The organism is Pyxidicoccus trucidator (genome assembly GCF_010894435.1).
GTDB classification, from domain to species: Bacteria; Myxococcota; Myxococcia; order Myxococcales; family Myxococcaceae; genus Myxococcus; species Myxococcus trucidator.
This window is the reverse complement of sequence record NZ_JAAIXZ010000007.1, coordinates 204,303-219,813: the sequence shown is the minus strand read 5'-3', so window position 1 is coordinate 219,813 and position 15,511 is coordinate 204,303. Positions and strand designations below refer to the sequence as shown.

Genomic DNA, 15,511 nt, shown 5'->3' with positions numbered 1-15,511 from the left:
GGGGCGGCCACAGCAGGGACGGCTTCATGAGCACCGAGACTGAGACAGCGGGCGGCGGGCTGGAAGGCATCGCCGTCATCGGCATGGGGGCCCGGCTTCCGGGCGCGAAGACGGTGGCGGAGTTCTGGAAGAACCTCAGCGGCGGCGTGGAGAGCATCTCCTTCTTCACCGAAGAGGAGCTCATCGCCGAGGGCATCGACCCGGCGCTGGTGCGGGCGCCCAACTATGTGAAGGCGGGCGGCGTCCTCGGCGACGCGGAGATGTTCGACGCGGCCTTCTTCGGGCTCAACCCCCGCGAGGCGGCGCTGATGGACCCGCAGCACCGCGTCTTCCTGGAGTGCGCGTGGGAGGCCTTCGAGGGCGCGGGCTACAGCCCCGAGCGGCAGCCCGGCCGCGTGGGCGTGTTCGGCGGCATGAGCATGAACACGTACCTGCTCAACAACATCTACGCGCACCTGGCCCACGTGGCGTCGCTGGAGAGCCTCCAGGCGTCCATCGGCAACGACAAGGACAGCCTCACCACGGAGGTGGCGTACCGGCTCGACCTCAAGGGCCCGGCCGTCACGGTGCAGTCCTCCTCGTCCACCTCGCTCACCTGCATCCACTTCGCCTGCCAGAGCCTGCTGGCGTACGAGTGTGACGCGGCGCTGGCGGGCGGCGTCTCCATCCACTTCCCGGAGAAGGCGGGCTACCTCTACTACGAGGGCGGCACCACGGCGCCGGACGGGCACTGCCACACCTTCGACGCCAAGGCCCAGGGCTTCGTCGCCGGCCACGGCGCGGCCGTCCTCATGCTCAAGCGCCTGGACGATGCGGTGCGCGACGGCGACACCATCTACGCGGTGGTGAAGGGCTCGGCGTGCAACAACGACGGCTCCAACAAGGTCAGCTACATGGCCCCCAGCGTGGAGGGTCATGCCGAGGCGATTGCCCTCGCGCAGGCGGTGGCGGGCGTGACGCCGGACTCCATCAGCTACGTGGAGGCGCACGGCACCGCCACGCAGATGGGAGACCCGATTGAAGTCGCGGCGCTGACGCAGGCCTTCCGCCAGGGCACGGACGCAAAGCAGTTCTGCGCGCTGGGCTCGGCGAAGACGAACCTCGGCCACCTGGACTCGGCGGCGGGCGCGGTGGGCTTCATGAAGACGGCGCTGTCGCTGCACCACAAGAAGCTGGTGCCCAGCCTCAACTACGACACGCCCAACCCGTCCATCGACTTCGCCAACAGCCCCTTCTTCGTGAATACGGAGCTGCGCGACTGGCCGGAGGGCCCCACGCCCCGGCGCGCGGGCGTCTGCTCGCTGGGCATGGGCGGCACCAACGCCCACGCCATCCTGGAAGAGGCCCCGCCGCTGGCCCCCACGGACGCGCCGCGCCGGCCCGCGCAGCTGCTGCTGCTGTCGGCCCGCACGGACACCGCGCTGGAGCTGGCGACGGACCGGCTCGTCTCGCACCTGCGCGACAACCCGGAGGCGTCCCTGGCGGACGTGGCCTTCACGCTCCAGGTGGGCCGCAAGCGCTTCGGCAAGCGGCGCGCGGTGGTGTGCCGCACGGTGGCGGACGCGGTGGAGGCGCTGGCCTCGCGCGAGCCGCAGCGCGTCCTCACCGGCGCGCAGGAGTCCTCGGGCCGCCCGGTGATGTTCCTCTTCTCCGGCCAGGGCTCGCAGTACGTGGACATGGGCCGGCAGCTCTACGAGACGGAGGCCTCCTTCCGCGCCGACGTGGACGCGTGCGCGGAGAAGCTGCAGCCGCACCTGGGCCTGGATTTGCGCACGGTGCTGTACCCGCCCGCGGCGCAGCGGGAGGCCGCGACGGAGCGCCTGAAGCAGACGGCCCTCACCCAGCCGGCCCTCTTCGTCGTCGAGTACGCGCTGGCGAAGCTGTGGATGTCCTGGGGCGTGAAGCCGCGCGCCATGCTGGGCCACAGCATCGGCGAGTACGTCGCGGCCTGCCTCGCGGGCGTCTTCTCGCTGGACGACGCGCTGGCGCTGGTGGCCGCGCGCGGCCGGCTGATGCAGGGCATGCCCGCGGGCGCCATGCTGGCCGTGTCCCTGCCCGAGTCCGAGGTGGCGGGCCTGCTGCCCCCGGAGCTGTCGATTGCCTCGGTGAACAGCCCCACCACCTGCGTGGTGGCGGGGCCGGCGGCGGCGGTGTCCTCCTTCGAAGAGCAGCTCGCCTTCCGGAAGGTGCCCACCACGCCGCTGCACACGTCGCACGCGTTCCACTCGGCGATGATGGACCCCATCCTGGACGCCTTCCGCGACGCGGTGCGGAAGGTGAAGCGCCACGCGCCCCAGGTGCCGTACCTGTCCAACGTCACCGGCAAGTGGATTACCACCGAGGAGGCCACCAGCCCGGACTACTGGGCGAAGCACCTGCGCGGCGCGGTGCGCTTCGCGGACGGCGTGGGCGAATTGCTGAAGGACGCGGACGCCATCCTCCTGGAGGTGGGCCCCGGCAACACGCTGGCCACGCTGTCGCGCCAGCACCCGGCGAAGGGCGCGCGGCACGCCTTCATCACCTCGCTGCGCCACCCGAAGGAGTCGCAGCCGGACATGGAGGTCCTCCTCGGCGCCCTGGGCCGGCTGTGGCTGGCGGGCGTGGAGGCGGACTGGGACGCCTTCCTCGACGGTGAGCGCCGCCGCCGCATCCCCCTGCCCACCGCGCCCTTCGAGCGCCAGAAGTTCTGGGTGGAGCCGAAGAAGCCCTCGCCCGACGCGGGCCGGGCCCTCGCCGACGCCACCGCCGGAGCGGACCCGAAGCAGGACGTCTCGCGCTGGTTCTACCTCCCCACGTGGAAGCGCACGGTGCCGCTGGCCTCGGGCCCGTGGGCGCGAACGAAGTCCTGCTGGTGGCTCTTCACGCCGGGCACCGAGGACAGCCTGGGCGCCCGGGTGGCGAAGCGGCTCGCCGAGGCGGGCCAGGAGGTCATCCTCTTCACGCCGGGCCCGCGCACCGCGCAGGTCGCCTCGCGCCAGTGGACGGTGGACCCTCGCGACGCCGCGGGCTACGCGTCGCTGCTGGAGTCCCTCACCGCGGACGGCTTCGCGCCGGACCGCATCCTCCACCTCTGGGGCGCGGTGCCGGAGGAGTCCTCCGGCGCGGCGATGCTCGACCTGGCGCTGGAGCGGGGCTTCTCCAGCCTCCTGTTCCTGGCGCAGGCGCTCGGCCGTCGCGATGGCGCGGCGCCCGTGTCGCTGGTGGCCGTCACCCACCGCATGCAGGCGCTCGCGGACGAGCTGCCCCGTCCGGAGTGGGCCACGGTGCTGGGCCCCTGCCGCGTCATCCCCCAGGAGTATCCGCACCTCGCCTGCCGCTCGGTGGACGTCGTCCTCCCGCTGGCGGGGAGCTGGCAGGAGGCCGCGCTGGCGGACGCGCTGCTCGCCGAGTGCGCCGCCGCCTCCCGCGCGGAGGCCGCCGTCGCGTACCGGGGCGGCCAGCGCCACGTGCAGGCCTTCGAGCCCGTGCCCCAGGACGCGCACCGCCCGGAGTCCACGCCCCTGCGCGAGGGCGGCGTGTACCTGCTGCTGGGCGGCTTCGGAACCCTGGGCACCGCGCACGCACGGGCCATCGCCCGGAAGGTGAAGGCGAAGCTCGTCCTCGCCGGCCGCACCGCCCTGCCCGAGCGCTCCGGCTGGGACGACTGGCTGACGTCGCACGGAGCCACGGACGCCATCAGCCGCCGCATCCACAAGGTGCGGGAGCTGGAGGCGCTGGGCTCCGAGGTGCACACGGTGGCCGCCGACGTGGCGGACCGCGCGCAGCTCGGCGCGGCCGTGGACGCGGCGGTGTCGCGCTTCGGCGCGCTGCACGGCGTGGTGTACGCGGCGGGTGACGTGGACCCGGCGCTCTTCCGCGTCATCCCCGACACGCGCCCGGAGGACGTGCGCCACCACTTCCAGAGCCGCATCCAGGGCCTGTACGCGCTGGAGGAGGCGCTGGCGGGCCGGCAGCTCGACTTCTGCCACCTGGCCTCGTCGCTGGCGGCGGTGCTGGGCGGCCTGGGGCTGGCCTCGTACACGGCGGCCACGGGCTTCATGGACGCGTTCGCCGCGAGGCACACGCAGCAGTCGCCGGTGCCGTGGACGAGCGTGGGCTGGGACGCGTGGCGCTTCGAGGAGGGCTCGGCCTCGCCGCTGGCGGCGACCACCCCGTTCGGCGCGCTGGCCATCTCCGCGGACGAGGGCGCCCGCGCCTTCGAGCACCTGCTCGGGCTGGGCGTGGTGGGCCAGGTGGCCGTGGCCACCAGCTCCCTGTCCGCCCGCGCCGCGCGCTGGACGCGTCCGGAGCAGGAGCAGGCGAAGCCGGAAGGCGCCCGCGCCGCGATGGTGCAGGTGGACGCCGGAGCGGCGGACCGCACCCCGCGCCCCACGCTGCAGAACCCGTACGTGGCGCCCCGCGACGCGCTGGAGGAGTCGATTGCGCGCCTGTGGGAGTCCACGCTGGGCATCTCCCAGGTGGGCGTCCACGACAGCTTCTTCGAGCTGGGCGGCAACTCGCTGGTGGGCATCAAGCTCATCGCCCGGGTGCGCGAGCAGTTCCAGGTCTCCATCCCCGCCGTCAGCCTCTACGAGGGCCCCACGGTGCAGGCGCTGGCGAAGCTCATCAAGGCCGCCACCCTGCCGCCCGACGCGGCGCCCGCCGAGGACGAGGACGCCAGCCTGGACCGGGGTGCGCGCCGTCGCGCCCGCCGGGCCGCGCGCCAGGGCGGGGCGTCCGACGACACCTCCGAAGAAGAGAGCTGAGCCGTAGCAACTGAGCCGTCCCCCCGCGGAACCCGCTGTCCCCCCTCAGGAAGTCGCCATGCCCTCCGACATCGCCGCCGACGAGCAGGACATCGCCATCATCGGCATGACGGGACGCTTCCCCGGAGCGCCCGACCTCGACACCTTCTGGCGCAACCTGCGCGAGGGCGTGGAGTCCATCCGCCCCCTGGCGGACGCGGAGCTGGACGCGCTGGGCCTGGACGCGGCCCTGCGCCAGGACGCGTCGTGGGTGAAGGCGACCGCGGCGCTGGAGGGCATGGAGCTCTTCGACGCGGGCTTCTTCGGCTACACGCCCCGAGAGGCGGAGCTGATGGACCCGCAGCACCGCGTCTTCCTGGAGTGCTGCTGGGAGGCGCTGGAGCACGCGGGCTACGCGCCCGGGAGCTCCGGAGACTTCAAGGGCGCCATCGGCGTCTTCGGCGGCGCGCCGACGAACACGTACCTGCTGCACAACCTGGTGCCCAACGCGGACCAGCTCAGCATGCTGGACCAGGTGCAGATTGACGTGGCCAACGGGGGCGACTTCCTGACCACCCGTGTCGCGTACAAGCTCAACCTGCGCGGGCCCGGCTACTCCATCCTCAGCGCCTGCTCCACCTCCCTGGTGGCCACGCATGTCGCCTGCCAGAGCCTGCTCAACGAGGAGTGTGACGTCGCGCTGGCCGGCGGCGTCTCCGTGCACGTGAAGCACCCGGAGGGCTACCGCTACCTGCCCGGCGGCATCGTCTCGCCGGACGGGCACTGCCGCGCCTTCGACGCGAAGGCGGACGGCACGGTGTTCGGCAGCGGCGCGGGCGTGGTGGTGCTCAAGCGCCTCGCGGACGCGCTGGAGGACGGCGACTCCATCCACGCGGTCATCAAGGGCTCCGCCATCAACAACGATGGCGCGGTGAAGGTCGGCTACACCGCGCCGGGCGTGGAGGGCCAGGCCGCCGTCATCAGCGAGGCCCTGGGCGCCGCTGGCGTGGAGCCGGAGAGCATCGGCTACGTGGAGGCCCACGGCACGGGCACGAAGATGGGAGACCCCATCGAGGTGCGCGCGCTCACCAAGGCCTTCCGCCCCCGCAAGGCCCCGGCCACCCCGGCCGCAACACCGCCGCGCAGGATTCCCATCGGCTCGGTGAAGACGAACATCGGCCACCTGGCGAACGCGGCCGGCGTCTCGAGTCTCATCAAGGCCGTGCTCTCGCTGGAGCACCGCGAGCTGCCGCCCACCCTCCACTTCGAGCAGCCCAGCCCGGAAATCGACTTCGACAGCAGCCCCTTCTACGTCAACGCGAAGCTGGAGCCCTGGCCGGCGCACCCGAAGCACCCGCGCCGCGCGGGGGTCAGCTCCTTCGGCGTGGGCGGCACCAACGCGCACGTCGTCCTCCAGGAAGCGCCCGTCCTGCCCCCCTCCGGCCCGTCGCGAAAGGCGCAGGTGCTGGTGCTGTCGGCCCGCTCCGCCACCGCGCTGGACGCCGCCACGCAGCGGCTGGCCGGACACTTGAAGGCGCACCCCGGGCAGTCCCTGGCGGACGTGGCGTACACGCTCCAGGTGGGCCGGCAGCCCATGTCGCACCGCCGCGTGCTGGTGTGCACGGACCACGACGACGCGCTCGCCGCGCTGGAGGCAGAGGGGACGCCGCGCTGCCTCACGGACGCGCCCCAGGTGCAGGACCGGCCGGTGGCCTTCCTCTTCCCGGGCCAGGGCTCGCAGTACGTGGGCATGGCGCGCGGGCTGTACGACGCCGAGCCCGTCTTCCGCGAGCACCTGGATGCGTGCGCCCTGCACCTGCTCCCGCACCTGGGGCTGGACTTGCGCGCGGTGCTCTACCCGGACGCCGCGGGGGCGGAGGAAGCGGCGCGCAAGCTGGGGCAGACGGCCCTCACCCAGCCGGCCCTCTTCGCGGTGGAGTACGCGCTGGCGCGGCTGTGGATGTCCTGGGGCGTGAAGCCCCGGGCCATGCTGGGCCACAGCGTGGGCGAGTACGTCGCCGCGTGCCTCGCCGGCGTCTTCGAGCTGAAGGACGCGCTCGCGCTGGTGGCGAAGCGCGGGCAGCTCATGCAGTCGCTCCCCGCCGGGGCCATGCTGAGCGTGCCGCTCCCGGAGTCCGGGCTGCGGGCGCACCTCACGCCGGAGCTGTCCCTGGCCGCCGTCAACGGCCCGGGCCTCACCGTGGTTGCGGGGCCCGAGGAAGCCGTGGCGGCGCTCCAGGCGAAGCTGGAGGCGCTGGGCGTGGGCGTCGCGAGGCTGCACACGTCACACGCGTTCCACTCCGCGATGATGGACCCCATCCTCCCGGCCTTCCTGGACGCGGTGCGCGCCGTGAAGCGCAGCGCGCCGAAGCTGCCCTTCCTCTCCAACGTCACCGGCACGTGGATTGAGCCGGCGCAGGCCACGGACCCCGAGTACTGGGCCCGGCACCTCCGGCAGGCGGTGCGCTTCGACGAGGGGCTGCGCACGCTCGCGCAGCAGCCCGCGACAGCGCTGCTGGAGGTAGGCCCCGGCACGACGCTCACCTCGCTGGCACGGCGGCAGCCGGACGCCGAGGCGCGCATCGCCCTCTCCTGCACCCGGCACCCGCGTGAGACGAACGCCGACGACGTGACGGTGCTCCTCACCGCGCTGGGTCGGCTGTGGCTGGGCGGCGTCCACCCGGACTGGGCGGGCTTCGCCAAGAAGGAGCAGCGGCGCCGGCTGCCGCTGCCCACCTACCCGTTCGAGCGGCAGCGGTACTGGATTGACGCCCGGCCCGGTGGCGCGCTCGGCGCGGCCCGTCCGGCGGCGAGCGCCACCACCACCGCGCCCGAGAAGCAGGCGGACGCGGCGGACTGGTTCTACGTGCCTTCGTGGAAGCGCGCGCCGCTGCCGCGCGCGGCCGCCGCCTCCGGGCCCCTGGCCAGCGTGCGAAGCTGGCTGGTGCTCGCGGACGAGGCGGGCGTGGGTGAGGCGCTGGCCGCCCGGCTGGTGGCGGCGGGACACACCGTGGCCCGCGTGGTCCCCGGCACGGAGTTCAGCCAGCGGAATGACGGTTCCTTCACCGTGGACCCGCAGCGGCGCGAGGACTACGCCGCGCTGCTGGACGCGCTCCAGCAGCAGGGCCACACGGCGGGCGGCGTGGTGCACCTGTGGGGCGTGACGGCGGAGAACGTGCCGCGCGCGCAGGCGCCGGACACCGGCCTGCACGGCCTCCTGTCGCTCGCGCAGGCCCTGGGCGCCCGGAGCCCCACGGAGCTCCGGCACCTGTGCGTGGTGGCCAGCGGCGCCGCGAAGGTGGAGCGCGCGGATGTCCTGCTGCCCGAGGTGGCGGCGATGCTGGGCCCCTGCCGCGTCCTCCCCCAGGAGCACCCGCACCTCACCTGCCGGCTGGTGGACGTGACTCCGCCCGGCCCTGGCGCCGAGGCCGCCACCGTGGCGGAGCACCTGCTCGCGGAGCTCTTCACGGGCGCGCCGGAGCCGCTGGTCGCCTGGCGCGGGCGCCAGCGCTGGGTGCGGACCTTCGAGTCGCTGCGGCTGGAAGAGGACGCCGCCTCCAGCCGGCCGCTGCGCGAGCGGGGCGTGTACCTCGTCACGGACGGCCTGGAGGGCCCCGGCCACGTGCTGGCCACGGAGCTGGCGCGCACGTTCCGCGCACGCCTCACGCTGGTGGAAGGCCCGGACTTCCCGCCCCGTGAGCAGTGGGAGCAGTGGCTGGCCACCCACGAGCCGCGGGACGCCACGCACCGCAAGGTGGAGGCCGCCCGGGCGCTGGAGGCCGCCGGGGCCGAGGTGCTCGTGCTCGCGGTGGACGCCACCCACGTGGAGCACCTGAAGGACGCCGTGGCCCGCGCGGTGGAGCGCTTCGGCCGGCTCGACGGCGTCATCCACGCCGCGGGCGGGCTGCGCGGCGCCATGCTGGGAGCCCTCCAGGACCTGGGCCCCGAGCAGCGCGCCGCGCACCTCGAGCCCGGGCTCGCCAGCCTGCGGGCCCTGGCCGCCGCGCTCCCGGTGGACGGGCCGGACTTCGTGCTGCTCATGTCCTCGCTGTCCTCGGTGCTGGGCGGCCTGGGGCAGGCGGCGCACGCGGCGGCCAGCGCGTACATGGACGCGCTCGCGGAGGCCCGCTCCGACGCGGGCACCGTGCCCTGGCACAGCGTGGGCTGGGACGCGTGGAAGCTGGACGACGCCTCCGCCCTGGGCGCGCTGGCGAAGTTCGCGCTCAGCCCCGCCGAGGGCGTGGACGCCACGCGCCGCATCCTCTCGGGTGCCTCGGGCGGCCCCATCGCCGTCTGCACGGCGGACCTCGCCGCGCGACGCCGGCAGTCGGTGCGCTCCGCCGCCCAGGCCGGCCCGGCCCCTGGCACCGCGCGCAAGAGCCACCCGCGCCCCGCCCTGCCCTCCGCCTACGTGGCGCCGCGCAATGAGCTGGAGCGCACCCTCACCACCGTGCTGCAAGGGGTGCTGGGCATCGAGCCCATCGGCATCGACGACAACTTCTTCGAGCTGGGCGCCGACTCGCTCCTCGCCGTCCAGGCCTCGGCGCAGCTCCGGCAGGCCCTGCAGGCGGAGGTGCCCGCCGCCACCCTGTACCAGCGCCCCACGGCACGCGCACTCGCGGAGCTGCTGGGCGAGGGCGACGCCGCGGCCCGCGAGCGCGCGGAGAAGCTGGCGAAGCGCAAGGAAGAGCTGGGCCGCCGCAACCAGTGGCTCCACCGCAGGCAGCGGTAGCAGCGCGAACGCGCGCACCGCCGTCCCACACCCCCCACGAGAAATCATCATGTCCGACAACAACGAGACCGAGAGCTACGAAGGACTGGCCATTGCCGTCATCGGCATGTCCGGGCGCTTCCCTGGCGCGAAGGACGTGGAGCAGTTCTGGAAGAACCTGTGCGCGGGGGTGGAGTCCATCGTCCCGCTCACCGACGACGAACTGCGCGCCGCGGGAGTCACGGCCGAGGAGCTGGGCTCCGGCCGCTACGTGAAGGCCGCCCCGGTGCTGGACGGCATCGAGCGCTTCGACGCGGGCCTCTTCGGCTACACGCCGCTGGAGGCGCGGGTGATGGACCCGCAGCAGCGCCTGCTGCTGGAGTGCGCGTGGGAGGCGCTGGAGCACGCGGGCTATGACCCGGACAAGCACCCGGGCGACCGCATCTCCGTCTTCGCCGGCACCCGCACCAGCACGTACCTGTTCCACCTGCTGGCCCACCGCGCGGCGCTCCAGCCTCAGGACAGGCTGCTGGTGGAGCTGGGCAACGACGTGTCGTCGCTGGCCACGCGCGTCTCGTACAAGCTCAACCTCACCGGCCCCAGCACCATGGTGCAGACGGCGTGCTCCACCTCGCTGGTGGCCATCCACCTGGCCTGCCAGAGCCTGCTGATGGGCGAGTGCCGCATGGCCCTGGCCGCGGCCACGGCCGTCAACGTGCCCCACCCCGCGGGCTACACCTACGAGCCGGGCAGCATGCTGTCACCGGACGGCCACGTGCGGCCCTTCGACGCGAAGGCGGAGGGCACCGTCTTCGGCAGCGGCGCGGGCGTGGTGGTGCTCAAGCGCCTCCAAGACGCGCTGGCGGACGGCGACCACGTGCTGGCCGTGGTGCGCGGCTCGGCGGTGAACAACGACGGCGCGAACAAGGCGTCCTTCACCGCGCCTGGCGTGGAGGGCCAGACGGAGGTGCTCCTGGAAGCGCTGGCGTGCGCCGGCCTGGACGCGGACGCCATCAGCTACCTGGAGGCCCACGGCACCGGCACGTCGCTGGGAGACCCGATTGAAATCCTCGCGCTGAACAACGCGTGGCGGGCCAGCACCGACAAGAAGGGCTTCTGCCGGCTCGGCACGGCCAAGGGCAACGTGGGCCACCTGGACGTGGCCGCGGGCATGGCGGGCTTCATCAAGACGGTGCTGTCGCTCCAGCACCGCAAGCTGCCGCCCATGCTGAACTTCACCCAGCCCAACCCTCAAATCGACTTCGCCAACAGCCCCTTCACCGTCAACACGAAGCTGACGGAGTGGGCGGGCGCGGGGCCGCTGCGCGCGGGGGTGAGCTCGTTCGGCTTCGGCGGCACCAACGCCCACGTCATCCTGGAGGAGGCGCCCAGGGCGGAGGCCTCGGGCGCTTCCCGTCCCGCGCAGCTCCTGGTCCTCTCCGCCCGGAGCGAGGCCGCGCTGGACACGGCCACCCACAACCTGGCCGCGTGGCTGCGCGAGCACCCGGCCGCGGTGCTGGCGGACGTGGCCTTCACCCTCCAGGTGGGCCGCAAGGACTTCGACCACCGCCGCGCGCTGGTGGCCCGCACCGCGAAGGAGGCCGCGGAGGCGCTGGCGGCCGGCGCCCCGGGCGTCCTCACCGGCGTGCGCGAGGTGGGGGACAGGCCGGTGGTCTTCATGTTCCCCGGCCAGGGCGCGCAGCACGTGAACATGGCGCGCGAGCTGTATGACAGCGAGCCCGCCTTCCGCGCCGAGGTGGACACCTGCGCGGAGAAGCTGAAGCCACACCTGGGCCTGGACCTGCGCACCGTCCTCTACCCCGCCCCTTCGTCGGAGCCGAAGGCGGAGACGGCTACGGAGGCTGAGGCGGAGGCCGCGAAGAAGCTGGAGGGCACCGCGCTCACCCAGCCGGCCCTCTTCGTCCTCGAGTACGCGCTGGCGAAGCTGTGGATGACCCGGGGCGTGAAGCCTCGCGCCATGGTGGGCCACAGCCTCGGCGAGTACGTCGCCGCGTGCCTCGCGGGCGTCTTCTCGCTGGATGACGCGCTGGCGCTGGTGGCCACGCGCGGCCGGCTGATGCAGGCGCTGCCCGCGGGCGCCATGCTCGCCGTGCCGCTGCCGGAGGCGGAGGTGACGCCGCTGCTGGAGGGACGGCTGGACCTCGCGGCCGTCAACGGCCCTGCCCTGTGCGTGGTGTCCGGCCCCACCGACGCGGTGGACGCGCTGGAGGCGAAGCTGTCCGCGCGCGGCGTCCAGGCCCGGCGGCTCCACACCTCGCACGCCTTCCACTCCGCGATGATGGACCCCATCCTCGCGCCCTTCACCGACGCGGTCCGCCGCGTGCGCCTCCAGGCGCCGAAGCTGCCCTGGGTCTCCAACGTCACGGGCACGTGGATTGAGGCGGCCCAGGCCACGGACCCGGCGTACTGGGCCCGCCACCTGCGCCAGCCGGTCCGCTTCGCCCAGGGCCTGCGCGAGCTGCTGAAGGACGCGGCGGACGTGCTGCTGGAGGTGGGCCCCGGCCAGACGCTGGCCAGCCTCGCCAGGGCGCAGCCGGAGTCCGCCGGACGCACGGTCCTCTCCACCTGCCGCCACCCGCGGAAGCCGGAGTCGGACGCCGCGAAGCTCATGGGCGCGCTGGGCGAGCTGTGGCTGGCCGGCGTGCCGGTGGAGTGGAAGGCCCTCTACGGCGCGGAGCGGCGCCGCCGCGTGCCGCTGCCGGGCTACCCCTTCGAGCGCGAGCGCTACTGGGTGGACCCGGTGGAGGGCGCCGCCTCGCAGCCGCAACAGCGGGCCCCCACGGGCAAGCACGCGGACGTGGCGGACTGGTTCCACGTCCCCACCTGGAAGCCCACGGCCCCGCCCGCGCTGGACGGCGAGGCGCTGGCGAAGTCGCGCTGCTGGGTCCTGCTGGAGGACGGCCTGGGCGTGGGCGACGCGCTGGCCCGCCGGCTGGAGGCGGAAGGACGGGACGTCGTGCGTGTCCGGGCCGGCACCGCCTTCGCCCGCGAGGACGCGCGCCGCTTCGTGGCGGCCCCGGACAGCCAGGCGGACGTGCTGGCGGTGCTGGAGGATTTGCAGCAGCAGGGCCTGCCCGCCGACGTGGTGGTGCACCTGTGGAGCCTGACGCCGCCGGACCTCGCGGGCACGGGCCCGGAGCTGTTCCAGAGGCTGCAGCGGGACGGCTACTACAGCCTGCTCGCGCTGGGCCAGGCGCTGGCGAAGGGCACCCGCCCGGTGCGCCTGGAGGTCATCACCAATCGGCTGCATGACCTGGAGGGCGAGCACCAGGCGCTGGCGGAGAAGTCTCCGCTGCTCACCGCCTGCAAGGTCCTCCCGCAGGAGCTGCCGCACGTCACCGCCCGCTGCGTGGAGGTGGAGGTCCCCGTGCCGCACGACCCCCGCGCGGAGCGGCTCGCCGGCCTGCTGGTGGCGGAGCTGGGCAATCGGAGCGCGGACCTGCTGGTGGTGCTGCGCGGCACCCGCCGCTACGTCCAGGCCTACACCCCGGTGCGGCTGGAGTCGAAGGGCGCGCCCGTGGCCCCGCTGCGCGAGGGCGGCGTGTACCTCATCACCGGCGGCCTGGGCGCGGTGGGCCTCATGCTGGCGGACCACCTGGCGGAGACGTCGAAGGCGAAGCTGGCGCTGGTCGGCCGCACGGCGCTGCCGGAGCGGAGCACCTGGGACGCGTGGCTGGCGGGCCACCCCGAGGACGACCCGGTGAGCCGCCGCCTGCGCCGCGTGAAGGCGCTGGAGGCGAAGGGCGCGCAGGTGCTGGTGCTCACCGCCGACGTGGCGGACGCCGCGCAGCTCCGGGCAGCGGTAACGCAGGTGGAGTCCCGCTTCGGGGCGCTGCACGGCGTGCTGCACACCGCGGGCGTCACCCGGGGCGACTCGCCCTACCTGTCGTTGACGGACGTGCGCCGCGAGGCGGCCGAGACGCAGTTCGGCCCCAAGGTGTACGGCACCTACGCGCTGGAGGAGGCGCTGCGCGGGCGCGTGCAGGACTTCGTGCTCCTCTTCTCGTCCAGCTCCTCGGTGCTGGGCGGCCTCGCGCACTTCACCTACGCGGCGGGCAACCAGTTCCTGGACGCCTTCGCGCAGAGCCGCCGGGGGCAGGACGCCCCGCGCTGGGTCAGCGCCTCGTGGGACCCGTGGCCCGAGGAGACGAAGCACACCACGCTGCGCACGGCCATGGACCAGTACACCATGACGGTGCCGGAGGGCACCGAGGCGCTACGCCGCGTGGTGCAGGCCGGGCTGGACGGCCAGGTGGTGGTCATCACCGGCGACCTGGAGCCGCGCCTGCGCCTGTGGGTCAACCGCGAGGCGAAGGCGCCGGGCGCGTCGCCGAAGAAGGCCGCCAACCGCGTGCGCCGGGGCAAGACGGCCTTCGTCGCCCCCTCCACGGAGCTGGACAAGGCGGTGGCCGCGCTCTGGAGCGAGCTGCTGGGCGTGGCCGAGGTGGGCCTGCACGACGACTTCTTCGACCTGGGCGGGCACTCGCTGCTGGCCACGCAGCTGCGCAACCAGGTGCAGGCCACCTTCAAGGTGGAGCCGCCGCTGCGCAGCCTCTTCGAGCACCCCACGGTGGCCGGCCTCTCCGGCCTCATCGCGAAGGAGCTGGCGGCGCGCGACGCGGCGCCGACGAAGCCCCTGGCCGAGGCCCTGCGCACCGCCTTCCCCACCGAGCGCCCGTCGCTCCTGGAGGACTGGCTGCGCCGCAAGGTGGCGAAGGTGACGAACCGGGCCGTGAAGGACCTGCCCGCCAACGGCAGCCTCGCGGGGCTGGACCTGGACGCCATCGGCTCGGAGCTGGAGTTCGACCTCAAGAAGGAGCTCAAGTTCCAGCTCTACCCGCACGAGCTGCGCGAGCACCCCTCGCTGCCGGACCTGTCGCGCTACCTGCTGGCGGAGCTGGAGCGCCAGACGGACCCGGCGCGCTTCGCCACGGACGTGCCGCTGTCGGCCCTCGCCCTGCGGCCCTACCGCCGGCAGGCGTCCGGCCCGAAGCTGCGGGCGGCGAAGAAGAACCCCGGCATGGTGTTCGTCCACTCCACGCCGCGCGCGGGCTCCACCCTCTTCCGCGTCATGCTGGCCGGCCACCCGCGCCTGTTCTGCCCGCCCGAGCTGAACCTCCTCTTCTTCGAGTCGATGCGCGAGTGGAAGCAGAACGTGGGCTTCGGCCATGAGATGGAGTGGACCGAGCGCGGCCTGCTCTGGGCCTTCATGGAGATGCTGGGCCTGGACTCCACCGCGGGTCAGGCCTTCGTCGACAAGCTGGTGGCGGACGACGCCTCCTCGCAGGCCGTCTACGGGCGGCTGCAGGAGCTGGCCGGCCCGCGGCTGCTGGTGGACAAGACGCCGCCCTACGCCATGGACCCGGAGACGCTCTGGCGCGGCGAGGAGCTGTTTGACGCGCCGAAGTACCTCTTCCTGCAGCGCCACCCGCTCCCCGTCATGGAGTCGCTGGTGCGCATGCGCTTCGACCGCCTCTTCGGCCCCAGCCTCTTCGGCTCGGCCGACGTGGACCCCTACGCCGTCGCGGAGACGGTGTGGGCCATGCCCAACCAGAACCTGCTCGACTTCTACGAGCGCATCGGCCCCGAGCGCGTCCACCAGGTCCGCTACGAGGAGCTGGTGAGCGAGCCCGAGCGGGTGATGAAGGGCGTCAGCGACTTCCTGGGCCTGCCCTACGACGCGGGCATGGTGCAGCCGTATGACGGCAAACGGGAGCGCATGCTGGGCGGCCTCGGAGACCCGAACATCCTCCAGCACACCCGCATCGAGGGGGAGCGGAGCGACGCCTGGAAGCGCATCCTGTGGCCTCGCGCGCTCGCCGCGTCCACGCGCGCGCTGGCCACGCGGCTCGGGTACCAGCTGCCCGAGGCCGCGCCCGTGGCGCGCAAGCCCGCCGCCACCGAGGCCCGGGCCGAGCAGCTCCTCGAGAACCTGGACCAGCTCTCCGACGAGCAGGTCGCGGCGCTGCTCGCGGAGATGGAAGGCAACCCGGACCAGGTGGCCGACGAGCAGGTCGCGGCGCTGGAAGGCAACCCGGACAAGGTGGCCTGAACC

General features: G+C 73.7%; 3 protein-coding genes. All 3 read left to right on the top strand.

What is annotated here, in order from left to right; all coding sequences use genetic code 11:
• Positions 1-26: 26 nt before the first annotated feature.
• From G4D85_RS21125 to G4D85_RS21115, 3 genes are read left to right on the top strand one after another with little or no spacing between them, the layout of a single operon-like run.
• The gene (locus tag G4D85_RS21125; protein WP_164014716.1) at positions 27-4,745 is read left to right on the top strand and encodes a type I polyketide synthase; all 4,719 of its coding nucleotides are present in this window, start codon (positions 27-29) and stop codon (positions 4,743-4,745) included.
• A gap of 58 nt (positions 4,746-4,803) precedes the next feature.
• On the top strand, positions 4,804-9,456 hold the full coding sequence (locus G4D85_RS21120; RefSeq protein ID WP_164014714.1) for a type I polyketide synthase: 4,653 nt from the start codon (positions 4,804-4,806) through the stop codon (positions 9,454-9,456).
• Positions 9,457-9,505: 49 nt separating this feature from the next.
• Positions 9,506-15,508, top strand: coding sequence for a type I polyketide synthase (locus tag G4D85_RS21115; RefSeq protein WP_164014711.1), 6,003 nt, complete (start codon positions 9,506-9,508; stop codon positions 15,506-15,508).
• Positions 15,509-15,511: the final 3 nt, after the last annotated feature.

What these genes read in the sequence shown, in the direction of transcription:
- G4D85_RS21125 (WP_164014716.1), top strand. Translation starts at nt 27, where the DNA reads ATGAGCACCGAGACTGAGACAGCGGGCGGCGGGCTGGAAGGCATCGCC.
- G4D85_RS21120 (WP_164014714.1), top strand. Translation starts at nt 4,804, where the DNA reads ATGCCCTCCGACATCGCCGCCGACGAGCAGGACATCGCCATCATCGGC.
- G4D85_RS21115 (WP_164014711.1), top strand. Translation starts at nt 9,506, where the DNA reads ATGTCCGACAACAACGAGACCGAGAGCTACGAAGGACTGGCCATTGCC.